A 14,774-nucleotide genomic window follows, 5' to 3' on the forward strand; every position below is an offset into this window, starting at 1 on the left:
GGCGATGGACCGCACCCCAGCGACCGGGGCCGCTCCGGCGGCCCCGGTGCCGGTCCGCCTGCTGACCGTCCTGTACGACCCCGACTGCTCGCTCTGCTCCTCCGTCCGCCGCTGGCTGGAGCGTCAGCGGCAGATCGTGCCGCTGGACCTCGTCCCGGTCGGCTCCGAGGAGGCCCGGCGCCGCTTCCCGGAGCTGGACCACACCGCGACGCTGCGCGAGATCACCGTCGTCGGGGACTCGGGGCAGGTCTACCGGGACGACGCCGCCTGGCTGGTCTGCCTGTGGGCCCTGGCCGAGTACCGGCCCATGGCGCACCGCCTCGGCACCCGCGCCGGAGCGCCCGTCGCCCGGGCCGCCGTGCTCGCCGCCGCCCGCTACCGCGAGGCGCAGTGGGGCCGCGGGGCCGCCGCGACCGGCTGGGGCGGCCGGATGTACACGAGCGGCGAGGGCTGGTCGTACGACCCCAAGGAGGGCTGGACGCACACCGCCCCGCACGCCACCCCGGACACCGCCCCCGACGCCTGCGCGGACGGCTGCGCCCCGCCCGGTTAGGCTCACGGACGTGGAAGAAGCACCCCCCGGCACGGCCCCCGGCGCGATCCCCGGGACACCCCGGCCCCCCAAGAGCGAGCAGACGCGCGCCCTGATCCTCGAGACGGCCATGCGGCTGTTCGAGGAACGGGGCTACGACAAGACGACGATGCGCGCCATCGCCAAGGAGGCCGGGGTCTCGGTCGGCAACGCCTACTACTACTTCGACGGGAAGGAACACCTCGTCCAGGGCTTCTACGACCGCCTCGCCGCCGAGCACGAGGCCGCGGTCCGGGGAATCCTGGACGGCGGTGGGGACCGGGACCTGGCGGCGCGGCTGCTCACCGTGATGACCGCCTGGATCGACGTGGCCCGCCCCTACCACCAGTTCGCCGCGCAGTTCTTCAAGAACGCCGCCGATCCGGCGAGCCCGCTCAGCCCCTTCTCCCCCGAGTCGCACCCGGCCCTCGACGCGGCCATCTCCATCCACGAACGGGTGCTCTCCGGCTCCGACATCAAGGTCGACGCGGAACTCGCCGAGGTGCTGCCCGAACTGATGTGGATGTACCAGATGGGCATCGTCGTCTACTGGGTCTTCGACCACTCCCCCGACACCGAGCGCACCCGCCGGCTCGTCGCGCGCACCGCGCCGCTCGGCGCGCGGATCCTCAGGCTCTCCCGCTACCGGCTGCTGCGGCCGATCGTGCGCGAGATCCGCGAACTGCTCTCGGAGTTCCTCTTCCGGCGCTGAGCCGGCCCGCCGCCCGCGCGCCCGCCGGGGGCCACCGCCCCGGTCAGCCCACGGCGGGCTCGGCGAGCACCGCCCAGACCGTCTTGCCGTACCGGCCGCGCTCCCGGACGCCCCAGGTGTCCGAGAGCGCCTGCACCAGCCGCAGGCCGCGCCCCGACTCGTCGCCGTCGCCCGCGTCGCGCGGCACGGGGCGGGACTGGGCACCGCCGTCGGAGACCTCGACGACGCACGAGCCGTCGGAGTGCACGGTCACCGCCACCTCGAACTCCCGCTCCAGGAGCGGGCTGTACCGTACGGCGTTGGTCGCCAGCTCCGACACGACCAGGACGACGGACTCGACGGTCTCGCCCTCCTGCTCCCATCCCTCGAGGTGGTCACGTACCCTGTGCCGGGCCAGCCCGACCGACGTCGGATGCCGGGGCAGCCGGAACGCACTGCGCCTCAACAGGTCACTCTCCCCATGAGCGAACGCCCCCCTTCCGTTGCGCCATCCCTTACCAGTTTCGACGCGGGGAATGCGCTCCGTGCCAGATTGTTCGCACTCGGTGAGAGGTTTCCGGCCAAATTCAGACGCGCGGCCTTCAGGCCCGGGGCGAGGCGAGGGTCACGATCGTGATGTCCGAGGGCGCGCCCACGCGGACCGGCGGGCCCCACGCCCCCGCACCACGGGTCACGTACAACTGGGTGTCGCCATACGTTTCCAGGCCGGCCACCGTGGGGTTGGCCAGTTCCGCGATGTAGTTGCCGGGCCACAGCTGCCCGCCGTGGGTGTGCCCGGACAGCTGCAGGTCGACGTGGTGCCGGACCGACTCGTGGACCATCACCGGCTGGTGGGCGAGGAGCACCACCGCGCGCGAGGTGTCCCGGTCGCCGAGCGCCGCCGTGTAGTCGGGGGCGTGGTCGTGGTCCGCGCCGCTGATGTCGTTGACCCCGGCCAGGTCGAAGCCGGCGAGTTCGGTGCGGGCGTTCTCCAGCGGGTGGACGCCCAGGTCGCGCACGAAGTCGATCCAGGGCGCGGCCCCGGAGAAGTACTCGTGGTTGCCGGTGACGAAATAGCTCCCGTCCCGCGCCCGGAGCCGGGCCAGCGGCTCGGCCGCGGCGCCCAGTTCCCGCACCGAGCCGTCGACCAGGTCGCCGACGATCGTGACGAGGTCCGGGCGGGCCCCGTTGATCGTGTCCACGATCCGCCGGGTGTGCGCCCTGCCGAGGATCGGGCCGAGGTGGATGTCGCTCACCACGGCGATCCGGTAACCGTCCGCGGCCGCGGGGAGCTTGGCGAGCGGGACGGTGACGTACTTCAGGCGCGGGCCGCGCAGCACGCCGTAGGTGCCCTGGCCGACTGTCACCCCCGCGGCGACGGCCGCCGCGGCGCCGACCGTACGCGCGACGAACAGCCGCCTCGTCGGCCCGGCGGAAGCGGGCTCGGGCCGCGGCTCGGACGCGGGCTCGGACTCGGGCTCGGGCCGCGGCTCCGGCGACGCCTCGGCCGCCTTTCCGGAGGGCTCGGCCGGCTCCACGGTTCGGGCGGGCTCGGCGGCCCGCACGCCCCGGGACCGCTCCCTGCGCTCCAGCGCGCCCCGCAGCAGCGGCCGTACGGCCTCGCCGGCCAGCACCGCCAGCGTCAGGTAGAGCAGCACCGCCAGCCACAGGTAGCCCGGCCAGGCCAGCCACCGTTCGGCCGCCAGCGGCAGCGCCCGCCCGCCGGTCAGCGCACCCACGCTCAGCAGCGGAAGGACGACCGCCAGGACCGTCCCCGTCCGCCGCCACCAGCCGCCCGGCGCGGACACGTCGCGGACCAGCCTGCGCCACAGGTAGTAGTGCACCCCGCCGAGGAGGGCCAGGACGGCCGCGACGACGGCGACCACCACGAGGATCACCGGGCAGCCCGCAGCGCTCTCAGACCGCGGACGCCGAGGACGCCGATCGCGGTGCCGAGCACGAGCGAGGTCACCGCCAGCGTCAGGTGCACCCAGAAGTAGCTGGTGGGCGAGCCGTGGTCACCGCCCTCGAAGGCGAGCCCGCTGGCGTCCTTCCACAGGTTCTTGACGAACGTCGTCCATACGATCCAGCTCCACACCCCGAAGGCGGTCAGGAACCAGGACACGGGGCGGCTGAGCTTCATGCGACCAGTATGCGGGCCGCCGCGCGGCCCCCTCCCCCGGGGTCGCCCCGCCGCCCGTGGCGCGGGCCGCCGCCCAAGACGCCCGCGGGCACCGCCCGGTTGCACATCCGGCACGTGGGATCGGTCACGGCCCGAACGGCCCCCCACGCCTGCCGGATGTCCCGGACGGACTGTAACTTCACATCGTGCCGAACTCCTCCCCCCGCGCCGCGCGCCGTTCCGCCATGGTGCTGTCCGCCCTCGCACTCGTCGGCGGTACGGCCCTGACCGCCGCGCCCGTCGCGCACGCGAAGCCCCCCTCCCCGTCCGCCACACCGACGCCGCCCGCGCAGATGTCGACGGTCGGCGGGGATCGGCTGGGACAGCCAGGCACCCAGGTCAGCCCGCTGACCGGCGCTCCCGCCCTGCCCGGGAAGCTCACCTCGCGGTCGTGGATCGTCTCCGACGCCGAGACCGGGCAGGTGCTCGCCGCCCACAACGCGCACTGGGAGCTGCCGCCCGCCAGCACGCTCAAGATGCTGTTCGCGGACACGGTGCTGCCCAAGATGGACAAGGCGCAGACCCACAAGGTGCTCCCCTCCGACCTCGACGGCGTCGGCGCGGGCAGCAGCCTCGTGGGCATCAAGGAGAACCTCACCTACACCGTCCACGACCTGTGGCTCGGGGTCTTCCTCCGCTCCGGGAACGACGCCGTGCACGTCCTGTCCTCCATGAACGGCGGCGTGGACGCGACCGTCCTGGAGATGCAGCGCAAGGCCGAGGACCTGCAGGCGGACGACACCACGGTGATCTCCCCCGACGGCTACGACATGCCCGGCCAGGTCTCCTCCGCCTACGACCTGACGCTCTTCGCCCGCTCCGGCCTGCAGAACGCGGACTTCCGCGAGTACTGCTCCACCGTGCGCGCCCAGTTCCCCGGCGAGTGGAAGAAGACCAAGGGGAAGAAGGGCAAGAAGGCCACCAAGAAGCGCTCGACCTTCGAGATCCAGAACACCAACCGGTTGCTCTCCGGTGACTACGACATCCCGACCTACCAGGGCATCGCGGGTGTGAAGAACGGTTACACCACCAAGGCGGGCAACACCTTCACCGGTGTCGCCCAGCGCGGCGACCGCACGCTCCTGGTGACCGTCATGCACCCCGGCGAGGGCCACAACATGGCCTACAAGGAGGCGGCGAAGCTGCTCGACTGGGGCTTCAAGGCGGACGGCATGGTCACCCCCGTCGGCATGCTGGTGCCGCCGAAGTCCGCCATCGCGTCGGCCTCCCCCTCGCCCTCCGCATCCCCCAGCGAGAAGCCCCGGCAGCAGGTCGCCGCGCCCGCCTCCTCCGGTGGCGGCGGCGGGGCGTGGACGGCCCTCGCGATCACCGGCGGCTCCGTCCTGGTCGTCGCCGCCCTGGCCTACCTCGTACGGCGCCGCTGGCCCCTGCCGCAGCGGACGGCGAAGGCCGCCATCCCCGCCCCGACCAAGCCCGGCGACGACACGGCCGCGAAGCCCGCGGAGGCGGACGCGGTGAAGGCCGGCGCCCCGGAGGCGGACGCGGAGGACGACGCCGCGGCGACGGACGAAGCCACGCCGAAGGAGGACACGGCTGAGGAAGGCACCGGGAAGACCGGGGCCACCGCGGACCGCCCGGTCTGACTCCCCGACGGCGTGGCCTGATCCGCCATGCCGGCCGTAAGACCGTTCCCGTCGCTCCTGCGGTCCGACTGCGGCCGGTGGCAACCGCCACCGGCCGCAGTCGTCTCGTGCCAGGCGCACATGCCCCCGGCCAGGGGGGCGCTCGACGGCGCACGTGCGGCTCGTGCGCCCGCCCCGCTGCGACCGCCCCCTGCCGCGCGGACGGCCCGGCCAGTACCCAGGAACCAGGGAAATCCGGTACGGGAAGGGAGCACGCCATGGGCATGTTGTCGGTCATCGGGCTCGTCCTGGGGCTCGTCGCGGTCGCCTACTGCCTCCGCTCGGCCTTCCGGGCCAAGACCCCCGCGGGACGTGCCGGCTGGATCATCGCCGCCCCGGCGGCCGTGCTCGCCGGGGTCTACCTGGTGGGCTACATCCTGATCACCGTGCTGGTGCTGGCCGCCGCATGGTTCACCGCCGCGCATTTCCTGCGCTGAACCGACGGGTTCCGGGCGGCCCCACCGGCGATGCCCGCCACCACCGTCCCGCCCCAAGGCCGGCGGGAGCTTCGACGCCAGCGGGTACGGCGGTTGGCTCATGCACCTCCTCGGCGTGCTCGAACTCACCGGTGCCGGCGGCCTGGTCGTCCCGCGGCCGGCCGCGGCCGGCCGGTCGCTCGCGCGTGACGTCGGCGGCTTCGCGCCAACTCGCGTCGATACTCCCGGCCGTTCGCCGCGGCCTGCACTTTTGAGCCATGAACGAGACAACTCCCCCTGTCGCGTGGTGGTTTTCGCGCCACCCGCGCGGCGTCGGACGGGCGCGGACCAGGCCGCGGGAACAGGCCCTCGTGTGGGGCCTCGCCGTTGGAACGACGACACCGCGATCCTGCTGCTCAGCGAGCCGATGGGCAACGCCGTCCACCGCGCGCGGGTCCCGCCGGACCGGCGGATCGCCGTCCGGGCCGCCCCGGCCCCGGGGGGCGCTGCGCGCCGCGGGCCGGCGCTGGTGGAGATGCTCGCCGACCGCTGGAACGTTCAACCTCGGCCCTACGGCATCGACGAGGCGGTCCGGTTCGAACTCAGAGTGACAAAAGCATGCGTAAACAGTAGTGACCAGTGGCCTGATCTCGACGTAGGGTTCGCGCCATGGACAGTGACCTGGGACTCCTGAACGTCATCGACGTCGAGGCGACGTGCTGGGACGGCGAGCCGCCGCAGGGCTCGGTGAGCGAGATCATCGAGATCGGGCTGACCGTCGTGGACCTCGCCGCGGGCGAGCGCGTCGCCCGCCACCGCGTTCTCGTGCGGCCCGCGCGCTCCGCCGTGAGTCCCTTCTGCAGCCAACTGACCGGTCTGACGCAGGCCGAGGTGGACTCGGGGCTGGACTTCGCGGACGCCTGCAAGCTACTCGCCGTCGAGCACCGGGCGGCGACGCGTCCGTGGGCGAGCTGGGGCGACTACGACCGCCACCAGTTCAACCGCCAGTGCCGGGCCATCGACACGACGTACCCCTTCGGCAGCCGGCACACCAACGTCAAGACGCTCTTCACCCAGGCCCACCGCCTGACCAAGCGTCCCGGCATGGCGGAGGCGCTCCGGCTCGTCGGACTGCCCCTGGAAGGCCGCCACCACCGCGGCGAGGACGACGCGTGGAACGTCGCCGCACTCGTCGTCGACCTGTCGCAGCGGGGCGCCTGGCCGGCGACGCCGGCCTTCTGACCCCGCCGGGGCGGCCTCCCGGAGTCAGGCGGTCTCGGGCCGCTCGGGCCGCTCGGGCCGACCGCGCGCGGGCTCGCCCGGCGGGTCCTTCCGGTCCTTCTGCGCTGCGTCGGCGGCCAGTTCCGCACTGTGCGGGGTGGCCGTCCACGCCGCGCAGTACAGCAGGAGCTTCGCCGTGAAGTTGATCCAGAGCAGCAGCGCGATGGGCACGCCGAAGGCGCCGTACATGCTCTTGGTGGCCACGCTCTGCAGGTAGCCGCTGATGAGCAGCTTCAGCAGCTCGAAGCCGATCGCGCCGATGAGGCTCGCCACGACGACGTCGCGGCGGTTCGGGGTGACGCCCGGCAGAAGGGTGAGCAGATAGGCGAGGATCAGCAGGTCCACCAGGACGGCGATGCAGAAGCCCGCCACCGACAACAGGGCGCGCCCCGGTCCGTGTTCGTCGAGGCCGATGGCGTCGCCGAGACGGCCGACGGCCGTCCCGGCGAGCGCCGAGCAGGCGACGGAGACCAGCGCGACGGCTCCGAGGCCGACCAGGACGCCGAAGTCCTTGAGCTTCTGCAGGAACGGGTTCTCGGGCTCGTCGTCCTTGTGCCAGACCGCCCTGAGGCAGTCGCGCAGGGCGCCGACCCAGCTGACACCGGTGAGGACCAGCAGGACGGCGGCGATGGCGCCCACCGTGCCCGCGTTGTCGACGAGCCCGCCGATGTTGAGCTGGTCGGCGATGCCCGGCACCTGCTCCGCCAGCTTGCCCTCGAGTTCCTTCAGCTGACCGGGGGACAGCAACGCCGCGCCGACGGCGGCGCCGACGGTCAGCAGCGGGAAGAGCGCGACGAAGCTGACGAAGGTGATGGCGGCGGCGAGCCGCGTCCAGTGCACGCCCTCCAGATGCTCGTACGTGCGCCAGGCGTGGGTGCGCATGAGCCGCGCGAGCCACGGTCCGATCACTGGGAGCCGAGTCAGCCATTCCATACCGCGCGCCTACCCTCCGTCACGACGTGCACTCTAGGTGGCGGTCGTCGTCGCGGCGGTGATCGCGTCCAGGACGCGGTCCGTGTCGGCCTCCGATGTACGCCAGTTGCTGAAGGCGGCCCGCACCGCGGGGACGCCGTGGAGGACCGTCGGGGTGAGGAAGGCCTCACCGGAGGCGGCGACGGCGCGGACGAACGAGGCGACGCGCTCGGCCGTGGGGTCGTCGGCCAGGGTGAAGCAGACGACGTTGAGCCGCACGGGTGCCAGGAGCCGCAGGCGGGGATCGGCCTCGATGCGCTCGCCGAGGCGCCGGGCGCAGGCGGCGTTGCGTTCGACGACCTCGCGGTGGCCCTCGCTGCCGTAGGCGGCCAGGGAGAACCATGCGGCGAGGGCGCGCAGCCGACGGGAGTTCTCGGGGGTGAGGTGGAGGAAGTCGGGGTCGGGGAGCGCGGGCAGGCCCAGATAGGGCGAGGCGTTGTGGAAGACCCGGACCTGGAGGTCCTGACGGCGGGTGAACTGGACGGCGGCGTCGTAGGGCACGTTCAGCCATTTGTGGAGGTCGACGCAAACGGAGTCGGCGGCGTCGATGCCTTCGGTGAGGTGCGCGTACGCGGGCGACAGCGCGGCGAAGCCGCCGAACGCGGCGTCGACGTGGAGCCAGAAGTCGTGGCGCTCCTTCAGGGCGGCGATCGCGCGCAGGTCGTCGAAGTCGACGGTGTTGACGGTGCCGGCGTTCGCGACCACTACGGCCGGGCGGCCCTCGCCCTCCAGCGCCGTCAGCGCCGCGTCGAGGCGGTCGACGTCCACCGCCTCCCGGCCGCCGGGCAGCACCGGCACGGAGGTCAGGGACGACCGGCCGAGCCCGAGCACGGACAGGGCCTTGTCGATACTGGAGTGCGGGGTGCCGGACAGCACCGTCACCGGGCCGAGCGCGGCCAGCCCGTCACGGGAGACGGACAGCCCCCGCCGTTCGCCGAGCCACTCGCGCGCCACGGCCAGGCCCACGGTGTTGGAGACGGTCGCGCCGGTGACGAAGGCGCCGCTGTGCTCCTCGCCGAGGCCGAACATCGCGCGGAGCCAGCCGACGGTCTCGCGTTCCAGGGCGGCGGCGGAGGAGTCGCCGCCCGCCGAGACGTTCTGGTCGTAGGTACTGGTGAGCCAGTCCCCCGCGACGGCGGCGGGGGTCGCTCCCCCGGTGACGAAGCCCAGGTAGCGCGGTCCGGCGCTGCCGGAGAAACCGGGTGCCCAGCGCCGTTCGAAGAGCGCGAGCGCGCCGTCGGCACCGGTCCCGGTGACGGGGAGGAGCTGCGGCGCGGGCGCGGGCCCGGGGCGGGCGGCCGGGCGTTCGTCGACGGATGCCAGCTCACGGGCGGCCAGGTCCCTTACGGCCTGGAGGAGTTCGGGGAGGTGTGCGCGGTCCGCGGCAAGTGTGGGGTGCATGGCGGCAGCGTAGGCGGGCCGTCGTGCACGGCCCCGCCCGGCGTGCTCACCCGTGCGGCGGGCCACCCGCGGGAGCCGGGCTGAGCGGCTCGCACGCACCCGTCTGGTGCGGTACGAGGGCATGCCCGGCGGCTCCGCCGAAGGGGTAGTCCCGCACACTGCGCCAGACGCCCTCGTCGTCCTGCTCGTACAGCGAGAAGCAGTTGACCGTCCAGGCGGCGGCGAAGTCGGCGAGCTCCGACTCGGCGCGGTCCAGCGCCTCGTCGGGGATGCCGTGGCCGATGGTGACGTGCGGGTGGTACGGGAACTGGAGCTCGCGCCGGACCGGACCGGAGCGGACCCGCTCCTGCAGTTCGGCGCAGTGCAGGGCGCCCTGGACGAGATCGACGAAGACGACCGGGGTGACCGGCCGGAAGCTGGCCGTGCCCTCCAGCCGCATGGGGAAGGCGCGGCCGGTGGCGGCGACCTCGGCGAGGTGCTCCCGGAAGGCCGGCAGCAGCGCCGTGTCCACCTCGGTGGGCGGGAGCAGCGTGACGTGGGTGGGGATGCAGTACGCCAGCGGGTCTCCATAGCCGGCACGGCGCTGCTGCAGCAGGCTGCCGTAAGGCTCGGGGACCGCGATCGACACGCCGATCATGCGGTTTCCCACGCGTTCACCCCTTCCCCGGGTCGGTTCGCGGCATCGTACGCACGCCGTACGACACAACTCCGTCAGTGCCAGTGTGACGCGCGCGCGGCCTCCCGCGCGAGCGTCGTCCGTCACACCTGCGCGGGACCTAAGGCCCCTTTTCCCGGGCGTCCCGGGAGCGGAAGGGGCCGTCAGTGCTTGGCGGGCAGGAAGCCGATCCTCTCGTACGCCTTCGCCAGGGTCTCCGCGGCGACGGACCGGGCCTTCTCGGCGCCCTTGGCGAGGACGGAGTCCAGCGTCTCCGGGTCGCCCAGGTACTCCTGGGTGCGCTCGCGGAACGGCGTGACCCATTCCACGAAGACCTCCGCGAGGTCGGTCTTGAGCGCACCGTAGCCCTTGCCCTCGTACTTCTGCTCGAGTTCCGGGATTCCGGTGCCGGTGAGGGTGGAGTAGATGGTCAGCAGGTTGCTGACGCCCGGCTTCTCCTGCTCGTCGTAGCGGATCACGGTGTCGGTGTCGGTGACCGCGCTCTTGATCTTCTTCGCGGAGGCCTTGGGCTCGTCCAGGAGGTTGATCAGGCCCTTCGGGGACGCCGCCGACTTGCTCATCTTCGACAGCGGTTCCTGCAGGTCGTAGATCTTCGCCGTCTCCTTGACGATGTAGGCGTCCGGGACGGTGAAAGTGTCGCCGAAGCGGCCGTTGAAGCGCTCCGCGAGGTCACGGGTGAGCTCGATGTGCTGGCGCTGGTCCTCGCCGACGGGGACGGCGTTCGCCTGGTACAGCAGGATGTCCGCGACCTGCAGGATCGGGTACGTGAACAGGCCGACGGTGGCCCGGTCGGCGCCCTGCTTGGCGGACTTGTCCTTGAACTGCGTCATGCGGGACGCCTCGCCGAAGCCGGTGAGGCAGTTGAACACCCAGCCGAGCTGCGCGTGTTCGGGGACGTGGCTCTGGACGAAGAGGGTGCAGCGCTCCGGGTCGAGCCCCGCGGCGAGGAGCTGGGCGGCCGCGAGCCGGGTGTTGGCGCGCAGCTCGGCCGGGTCCTGCGGCACGGTGATCGCGTGGAGGTCGACGACCATGTAGAAGGCGTCGTGCGACTCCTGCAGCGCCACCCACTGGCGGACCGCGCCCAGGTAGTTGCCCAGGTGGAACGAACCTGCGGTGGGCTGGATACCGGAGAGCACACGGGGACGATCGAGAGCCATGGCACTCATTCTCTCAGGTCCGCGCGGATTCCATGGCCGCGGTGGGAACCCGGGGGCGGCCGGCGGTGTAGAAGGGGTGACGGGAGCCGCACGGGGGCGGCGCCGGGCGACGGGAGGGGGGTCCGCCACGGAGGGGGAGGCGTCGGTGATCGCGCGCGTACGCGCCGGTGAGCGGGAGGCGTATGCGGAGCTGGTGCGCCTGCACGCGGACGTCGCGCACCGCACCGCCGTGCTGCTCGGCGCGGGCGCCGACGCCGAGGACGTGGTGCAGGTCTCGTTCGTCAAGGCGTACCGCGCGCTCGCCACCTTCCGGGACGGGGCGGCCTTCCGGCCGTGGCTGCTGCGGATCGTCGCCAACGAGGCGCGGAACGCCGGGCGGGCGGCGCGCCGTCTGCGGTCGGCGGTGGAGCGCAACGCCGCGCTGGAGGCCCTGCCCCCCGCGGCGGACGACCCGGAGTCGCTGGCGGTGTCGCGGGAACGCCGGGCGGAGCTGCTGGCCGCGGTGCAGACGCTGAGCGAACCGCACCGGCTGGTGGTGACCTGCCGCTATCTGCTGGACCTGGACGAGGAGGAGACGGCGACGGTGCTCGGCTGGCCGCGTGGCACGGTGAAGTCCCGGCTGCACCGGGCCCTGGCCCGGTTGCGGGCGGGGCTCGGCGAGCCCGTGCCGGCCGGCCGGTGCGACGACGGGGGGCGGCGGCCATGACGGACCGGCTCCCGGAGGAGCTGCGCGAGACGGGCCGCTGGCTGGAGATCCCGGCGCCGTCGCCCGACTCCGTCGCCGAGCAGGTGCTGGCCCGGCTGCTGGCCGAGGCGGTGCCGGCCCCGGCCGGCCCCGCGCCGGGCCGCCGCACCCGGGCGCGGGCGTGGGCCGCGGCACGGTGGCGGGCCCTGACGGCGGTGCTGTGCGGGCTGCTGGTGGTGCTCGTGCTGACGCCGCCGGTGCGGGCCGCGGTCGCGGACTGGTTCGGCTTCGGCGGCGTCGTCGTGCACCGGGACCCCTCCGCCCGCCCCGGCGCGGGCGCCCCTCCGCCCGTGCGGGGGGACGCGCGGCTGGACGGGGCCTACGTGCCGCAGGAGCTGGGCGAGCCGGACGGGGTGGCGGTCGTCGACGGGGGGCGCGTGCTGTCGATGAGCTGGCGGGTGGACGGGCGCACGATACGGCTCGACCAGTTCCGGGCCACGATCGACATGGTCTTCCTCAAAAGGGTCGGCGACGCGGCCGAATGGGTCGAGGTGGGCACCGGGAACGACTACGGGGTGTGGTTCGCGAAGCCGCACTACGTGCAGTTGGTCGGCCCCGACGGCCGTACCCGCCGCGAGGAGCCCCGGGCCGCCGGCCCCACCCTGGTCTGGCAGCGCGGGCGGACGACGCTCCGCCTGGAGGGCGTGCCGGACCTGGCGCGCGCGCTCGCCGTCGCGACGTCCGCCCGGCAGCGCTGAGCCCTCTCCTTCTTCCTTCTCGAACTCTTCCCGCGGCCGGGAACCCGGCGGGCTCGGGCGGTGTAACAGGGGCAGGACCGAGCGAGAGGGGGACAGGATGCGGATCAGAAGGTTCGTCACCTGGGCCGGAGTCACCGTGACGGCGCTCGCCGCCGTGGTCGGCGGATCGGGACCGGCCGCCGCGGGCGGGCCGACCAGCGTGATGCTGGTCGCTCCGGCCAGCGGCAAGGCCGCGGGCATCTACGCCAGTTCACCCGACTACCGGGAACTGGAGCAGTCCATCGGCAACGGGTCGAAGGAGGAGCCGCCGGACTCGCTCTCGGACGTGATGGACGACCACCACCGTCAGGTCACCCTCACCTGGCTGATCCACGACGTGTCGGTCTGGAAGGTGGACTACGTGTACCCGGACGGGCCCGGCGGCGCCTGGGTCCACAGCCGCTCGGTGATGGAGACGGGTCTGCCGGAGCAGGGCGTGTGGCGCAAGGCGGAACGGCCGGAGGACCTCCGCCGCCTCCTCGGCCGGCTGGGCCTCATGGGCGCCGACAAGGGCCTCGGCGTGAGCGCCCCCGACTACCTGCCCGGCCCGGACGACGCCGCGGCCGTGGAGGAGACCCCGGCGGCCGCACCCGAGGGCTCGACCGCCGCCCCGCAGGCCGCGGCGGCCGGCGACGGCGGTGGCGCGGACGGCTGGTGGCTGTCCCTGCCCGGGCTCGGCGCCGGGCTGCTCGTCGGCGGCGCCGGCACCTTCCTCGTCCTGCGCCGGATATCCGGGCACACGCCCGAGGAGGGGCCCCGCCAGGAGCTCGTCGACGACTGAACGCGGCGGGGTGCGCGCCGCTCCGGCACGCACCCCGTGCGGGCGGCGGATCAGCCGAGGTCGATCCCGGGGTAGAGCGGGAAACCGGCCAGCAGGTCCGTCGCGCGCTGCGCGATCTCGTCGGAGACCTTCGCGTCCAGCACGTGCTGCGCCTTGGACGGCTTGCCGGCCGAGGTGACGCCCGCCGTCGTGGCCGTGAGCACGCGGTCGATCAGTCCGGCGATCTCGTCCATCTCGCCCGTGCCGAGGCCGCGCGTGGTCAGCGCCGGGGTGCCGATGCGGATGCCGGAGGTGTACCAGGCGCCGTTGGGGTCCTGGGGGATGGAGTTGCGGTTGGTGACGACGCCCGAGTCCAGGAGCGCCGCCTCGGCCTGCCGGCCGGTGAGCCCGTAGGAGGACTCGACGTCGATCAGGACGAGGTGGTTGTCCGTACCACCGGTCACCAGCGTGGCGCCGCGCCGCAGCAGCCCCTCGGCCAGGGCCCGCGAGTTGTCGACGATGCGCTGCGCGTAGCTGTGGAAGTCCGGGCGGCGGGCCTCCGCCAGGGCCACCGCCTTGGCGGCCATGACATGCGGCAGCGGGCCGCCGAGCACCATGGGGCAGCCGCGGTCGACCTGCTCGGCGAGCGAGGAGTCGCACAGCACCATGCCGCCGCGCGGGCCGCGCAGCGACTTGTGCGTGGTGGTGGTGACGATCTGCGCGTGCGGCACCGGGTCGAAGTCGCCGGTGAGGACCTTGCCGGCGACCAGGCCCGCGAAGTGGGCCATGTCGACCATCAGCGTGGCGCCGACCTCGTCGGCGATCTCCCGCATGATCCGGAAGTTCACCAGCCGCGGGTAGGCCGAGTAGCCCGCCACGATGACCAGCGGCCGGAACTCGCGGGCGGTCTTGCGCAGGGCCTCGTAGTCCAGCAGACCCGTGGCGGGGTCGGTGCCGTAGCTGCGCTGATCGAACATCTTGCCGGAGATGTTGGGCCGGAAGCCGTGGGTGAGGTGCCCGCCCGCGTCCAGGGACATGCCGAGCATCCGCTGGTCGCCGAGCTCGTGGCGCAGCCGCGCCCAGTCCTCCTCGCTCAGGTCGTTGACCTGGCGGGCCCCGGCCCGCTCCAGCGCGGGCGCCTCGACCCGCGCGGCGAGCACGGCCCAGAAGGCGACGAGGTTGGCGTCGATGCCGGAGTGCGGCTGCGCGTAGGCATGCTGGGCGCCGAAGACCTCGCGCGCGTGCTCGGCCGCGAGCGCCTCGACGGTGTCGACGTTGCGGCAGCCGGCGTAGAACCGGCGGCCGACGGTGCCCTCGGCGTACTTGTCGCTGAACCAGTTGCCCATGGCCAGCAGCACGGCCGGGGAGGCGTAGTTCTCGCTGGCGATCAGCTTGAGCGAGTCACGCTGGTCCTCGAGCTCCTGGCCGATGGCGTCGGCCACGCGCGGCTCGACACCCCTGATGACCTCGATGGCACTGCGGAAGGCGGTGGATTCGGTGGAACCACTCGGCATGTCAGACCTCCTGCTGCACGGCACGGCA

At 73.4% G+C, this 14,774-nt stretch carries 17 protein-coding genes; 9 read left to right on the forward strand and 8 right to left on the reverse strand.

The window, feature by feature from the left end:
- The first annotated feature begins 4 nt into the window (after positions 1 to 4).
- Both CHF15_RS15635 and CHF15_RS15640 read left to right on the forward strand, forming a co-directional pair.
- Positions 5 to 553, forward strand: coding sequence for a thiol-disulfide oxidoreductase DCC family protein (locus CHF15_RS15635; RefSeq protein WP_089224373.1), 549 nt, complete (start codon positions 5 to 7; stop codon positions 551 to 553).
- Positions 554 to 563: 10 nt separating this feature from the next.
- On the forward strand, positions 564 to 1,283 hold the full coding sequence (locus CHF15_RS15640) for a TetR/AcrR family transcriptional regulator (protein WP_245938842.1): 720 nt from the start codon (positions 564 to 566) through the stop codon (positions 1,281 to 1,283).
- A 43-nt stretch (positions 1,284 to 1,326) separates the two neighbouring features.
- On the opposite strand, the gene CHF15_RS15645 is transcribed toward CHF15_RS15640, so the two are convergent.
- The 3 genes from CHF15_RS15645 to CHF15_RS45455 form a co-directional block, all read right to left on the reverse strand.
- Positions 1,327 to 1,731 carry an ATP-binding protein gene (locus tag CHF15_RS15645; protein WP_089224374.1) on the reverse strand — a complete coding sequence of 135 codons (405 nt, stop codon included), beginning with the start codon at positions 1,729 to 1,731 and terminating at the stop codon, positions 1,327 to 1,329.
- Between the two features lie 133 nt (positions 1,732 to 1,864).
- Positions 1,865 to 3,160 (reverse strand): metallophosphoesterase, encoded by a 1,296-nt coding sequence (locus CHF15_RS15650; protein WP_089224375.1) that lies wholly within the window; start codon positions 3,158 to 3,160, stop codon positions 1,865 to 1,867.
- Positions 3,157 to 3,405 carry an SCO4848 family membrane protein gene (locus CHF15_RS45455; RefSeq protein WP_089224376.1) on the reverse strand — a complete coding sequence of 83 codons (249 nt, stop codon included), beginning with the start codon at positions 3,403 to 3,405 and terminating at the stop codon, positions 3,157 to 3,159. The genes CHF15_RS15650 and CHF15_RS45455 overlap by 4 nt, the downstream gene beginning before the upstream one ends.
- A 224-nt stretch (positions 3,406 to 3,629) precedes the next feature.
- Between CHF15_RS45455 and CHF15_RS15660 the strand changes: the two genes are divergently transcribed.
- From CHF15_RS15660 to CHF15_RS15670, 4 genes are all read left to right on the forward strand, one after another.
- Positions 3,630 to 5,048, forward strand: coding sequence for a D-alanyl-D-alanine carboxypeptidase family protein (locus tag CHF15_RS15660; RefSeq protein WP_245938861.1), 1,419 nt, complete (start codon positions 3,630 to 3,632; stop codon positions 5,046 to 5,048).
- A 257-nt stretch (positions 5,049 to 5,305) separates the two neighbouring features.
- Complete coding sequence (locus CHF15_RS15665; protein ID WP_089224378.1) at positions 5,306 to 5,524, forward strand: hypothetical protein; 219 nt, start codon at positions 5,306 to 5,308, stop codon at positions 5,522 to 5,524.
- 100 nt (positions 5,525 to 5,624) lie between these two features.
- Positions 5,625 to 6,197: a hypothetical protein gene (locus CHF15_RS44395; protein WP_143681574.1), complete on the forward strand. Its 573-nt coding sequence runs from the start codon at positions 5,625 to 5,627 to the stop codon at positions 6,195 to 6,197.
- Positions 6,173 to 6,745, forward strand: coding sequence for a 3'-5' exonuclease (locus tag CHF15_RS15670; RefSeq protein ID WP_089224379.1), 573 nt, complete (start codon positions 6,173 to 6,175; stop codon positions 6,743 to 6,745). Before CHF15_RS44395 ends, CHF15_RS15670 begins: the two co-directional genes overlap by 25 nt.
- A gap of 24 nt (positions 6,746 to 6,769) precedes the next feature.
- Here the strand turns inward: CHF15_RS15670 and CHF15_RS15675 are convergent, their stop codons facing one another.
- The 4 genes from CHF15_RS15675 to trpS all read right to left on the reverse strand — a co-directional run bounded on the left by CHF15_RS15675 (position 6,770) and on the right by trpS (position 10,990).
- A complete protein-coding gene (locus CHF15_RS15675) occupies positions 6,770 to 7,717 on the reverse strand; it encodes a YihY/virulence factor BrkB family protein (RefSeq protein ID WP_245938843.1) in 948 nt (315 codons plus the stop codon).
- 33 nt (positions 7,718 to 7,750) lie between these two features.
- A complete protein-coding gene (locus CHF15_RS15680; protein ID WP_089224468.1) occupies positions 7,751 to 9,157 on the reverse strand; it encodes a pyridoxal phosphate-dependent decarboxylase family protein in 1,407 nt (468 codons plus the stop codon).
- A gap of 46 nt (positions 9,158 to 9,203) precedes the next feature.
- Positions 9,204 to 9,806, reverse strand: coding sequence for a 2'-5' RNA ligase family protein (locus tag CHF15_RS15685; RefSeq protein ID WP_245938844.1), 603 nt, complete (start codon positions 9,804 to 9,806; stop codon positions 9,204 to 9,206).
- Between the two features lie 170 nt (positions 9,807 to 9,976).
- Entirely contained in the window at positions 9,977 to 10,990 is a 1,014-nt protein-coding gene (gene trpS / locus CHF15_RS15690; protein WP_089224382.1) for a tryptophan--tRNA ligase, read from the reverse strand.
- Between the two features lie 145 nt (positions 10,991 to 11,135).
- Between trpS and CHF15_RS15695 the strand changes: the two genes are divergently transcribed.
- The 3 genes from CHF15_RS15695 to CHF15_RS15705 all read left to right on the forward strand — a co-directional run bounded on the left by CHF15_RS15695 (position 11,136) and on the right by CHF15_RS15705 (position 13,253).
- Positions 11,136 to 11,696 carry an RNA polymerase sigma factor gene (locus tag CHF15_RS15695; protein WP_089224383.1) on the forward strand — a complete coding sequence of 187 codons (561 nt, stop codon included), beginning with the start codon at positions 11,136 to 11,138 and terminating at the stop codon, positions 11,694 to 11,696.
- On the forward strand, positions 11,693 to 12,433 hold the full coding sequence (locus CHF15_RS15700; RefSeq protein WP_089224384.1) for a hypothetical protein: 741 nt from the start codon (positions 11,693 to 11,695) through the stop codon (positions 12,431 to 12,433). The genes CHF15_RS15695 and CHF15_RS15700 overlap by 4 nt, the downstream gene beginning before the upstream one ends.
- 97 nt (positions 12,434 to 12,530) lie before the next feature.
- Entirely contained in the window at positions 12,531 to 13,253 is a 723-nt protein-coding gene (locus CHF15_RS15705) for a hypothetical protein (RefSeq protein ID WP_089224385.1), read from the forward strand.
- 50 nt (positions 13,254 to 13,303) lie between these two features.
- Here CHF15_RS15705 and CHF15_RS15710 read toward each other — a convergent pair whose 3' ends face one another.
- Positions 13,304 to 14,746, reverse strand: coding sequence for a glycine hydroxymethyltransferase (locus tag CHF15_RS15710; protein WP_089224386.1), 1,443 nt, complete (start codon positions 14,744 to 14,746; stop codon positions 13,304 to 13,306).
- Positions 14,747 to 14,774: the final 28 nt, after the last annotated feature.

The organism is Actinacidiphila glaucinigra, from assembly GCF_900188405.1.
Lineage (GTDB): Bacteria > Actinomycetota > Actinomycetes > Streptomycetales > Streptomycetaceae > Actinacidiphila > Actinacidiphila glaucinigra.

Coding starts and splice junctions, on each gene's coding strand:
- CHF15_RS15635 (WP_089224373.1), top strand. CDS start 5: ATGGACCGCACCCCAGCGACCGGGGCCGCTCCGGCGGCCCCGGTGCCG.
- CHF15_RS45455 (WP_089224376.1), bottom strand. CDS start 3,405: ATGAAGCTCAGCCGCCCCGTGTCCTGGTTCCTGACCGCCTTCGGGGTG.
- CHF15_RS15660 (WP_245938861.1), top strand. CDS start 3,630: ATGGTGCTGTCCGCCCTCGCACTCGTCGGCGGTACGGCCCTGACCGCC.
- CHF15_RS15665 (WP_089224378.1), top strand. CDS start 5,306: ATGGGCATGTTGTCGGTCATCGGGCTCGTCCTGGGGCTCGTCGCGGTC.
- CHF15_RS44395 (WP_143681574.1), top strand. CDS start 5,625: ATGCACCTCCTCGGCGTGCTCGAACTCACCGGTGCCGGCGGCCTGGTC.
- CHF15_RS15670 (WP_089224379.1), top strand. CDS start 6,173: ATGGACAGTGACCTGGGACTCCTGAACGTCATCGACGTCGAGGCGACG.
- CHF15_RS15675 (WP_245938843.1), bottom strand. CDS start 7,717: ATGGAATGGCTGACTCGGCTCCCAGTGATCGGACCGTGGCTCGCGCGG.
- CHF15_RS15680 (WP_089224468.1), bottom strand. CDS start 9,157: ATGCACCCCACACTTGCCGCGGACCGCGCACACCTCCCCGAACTCCTC.
- trpS (WP_089224382.1), bottom strand. CDS start 10,990: ATGGCTCTCGATCGTCCCCGTGTGCTCTCCGGTATCCAGCCCACCGCA.
- CHF15_RS15700 (WP_089224384.1), top strand. CDS start 11,693: ATGACGGACCGGCTCCCGGAGGAGCTGCGCGAGACGGGCCGCTGGCTG.
- CHF15_RS15705 (WP_089224385.1), top strand. CDS start 12,531: ATGCGGATCAGAAGGTTCGTCACCTGGGCCGGAGTCACCGTGACGGCG.
- CHF15_RS15710 (WP_089224386.1), bottom strand. CDS start 14,746: ATGCCGAGTGGTTCCACCGAATCCACCGCCTTCCGCAGTGCCATCGAG.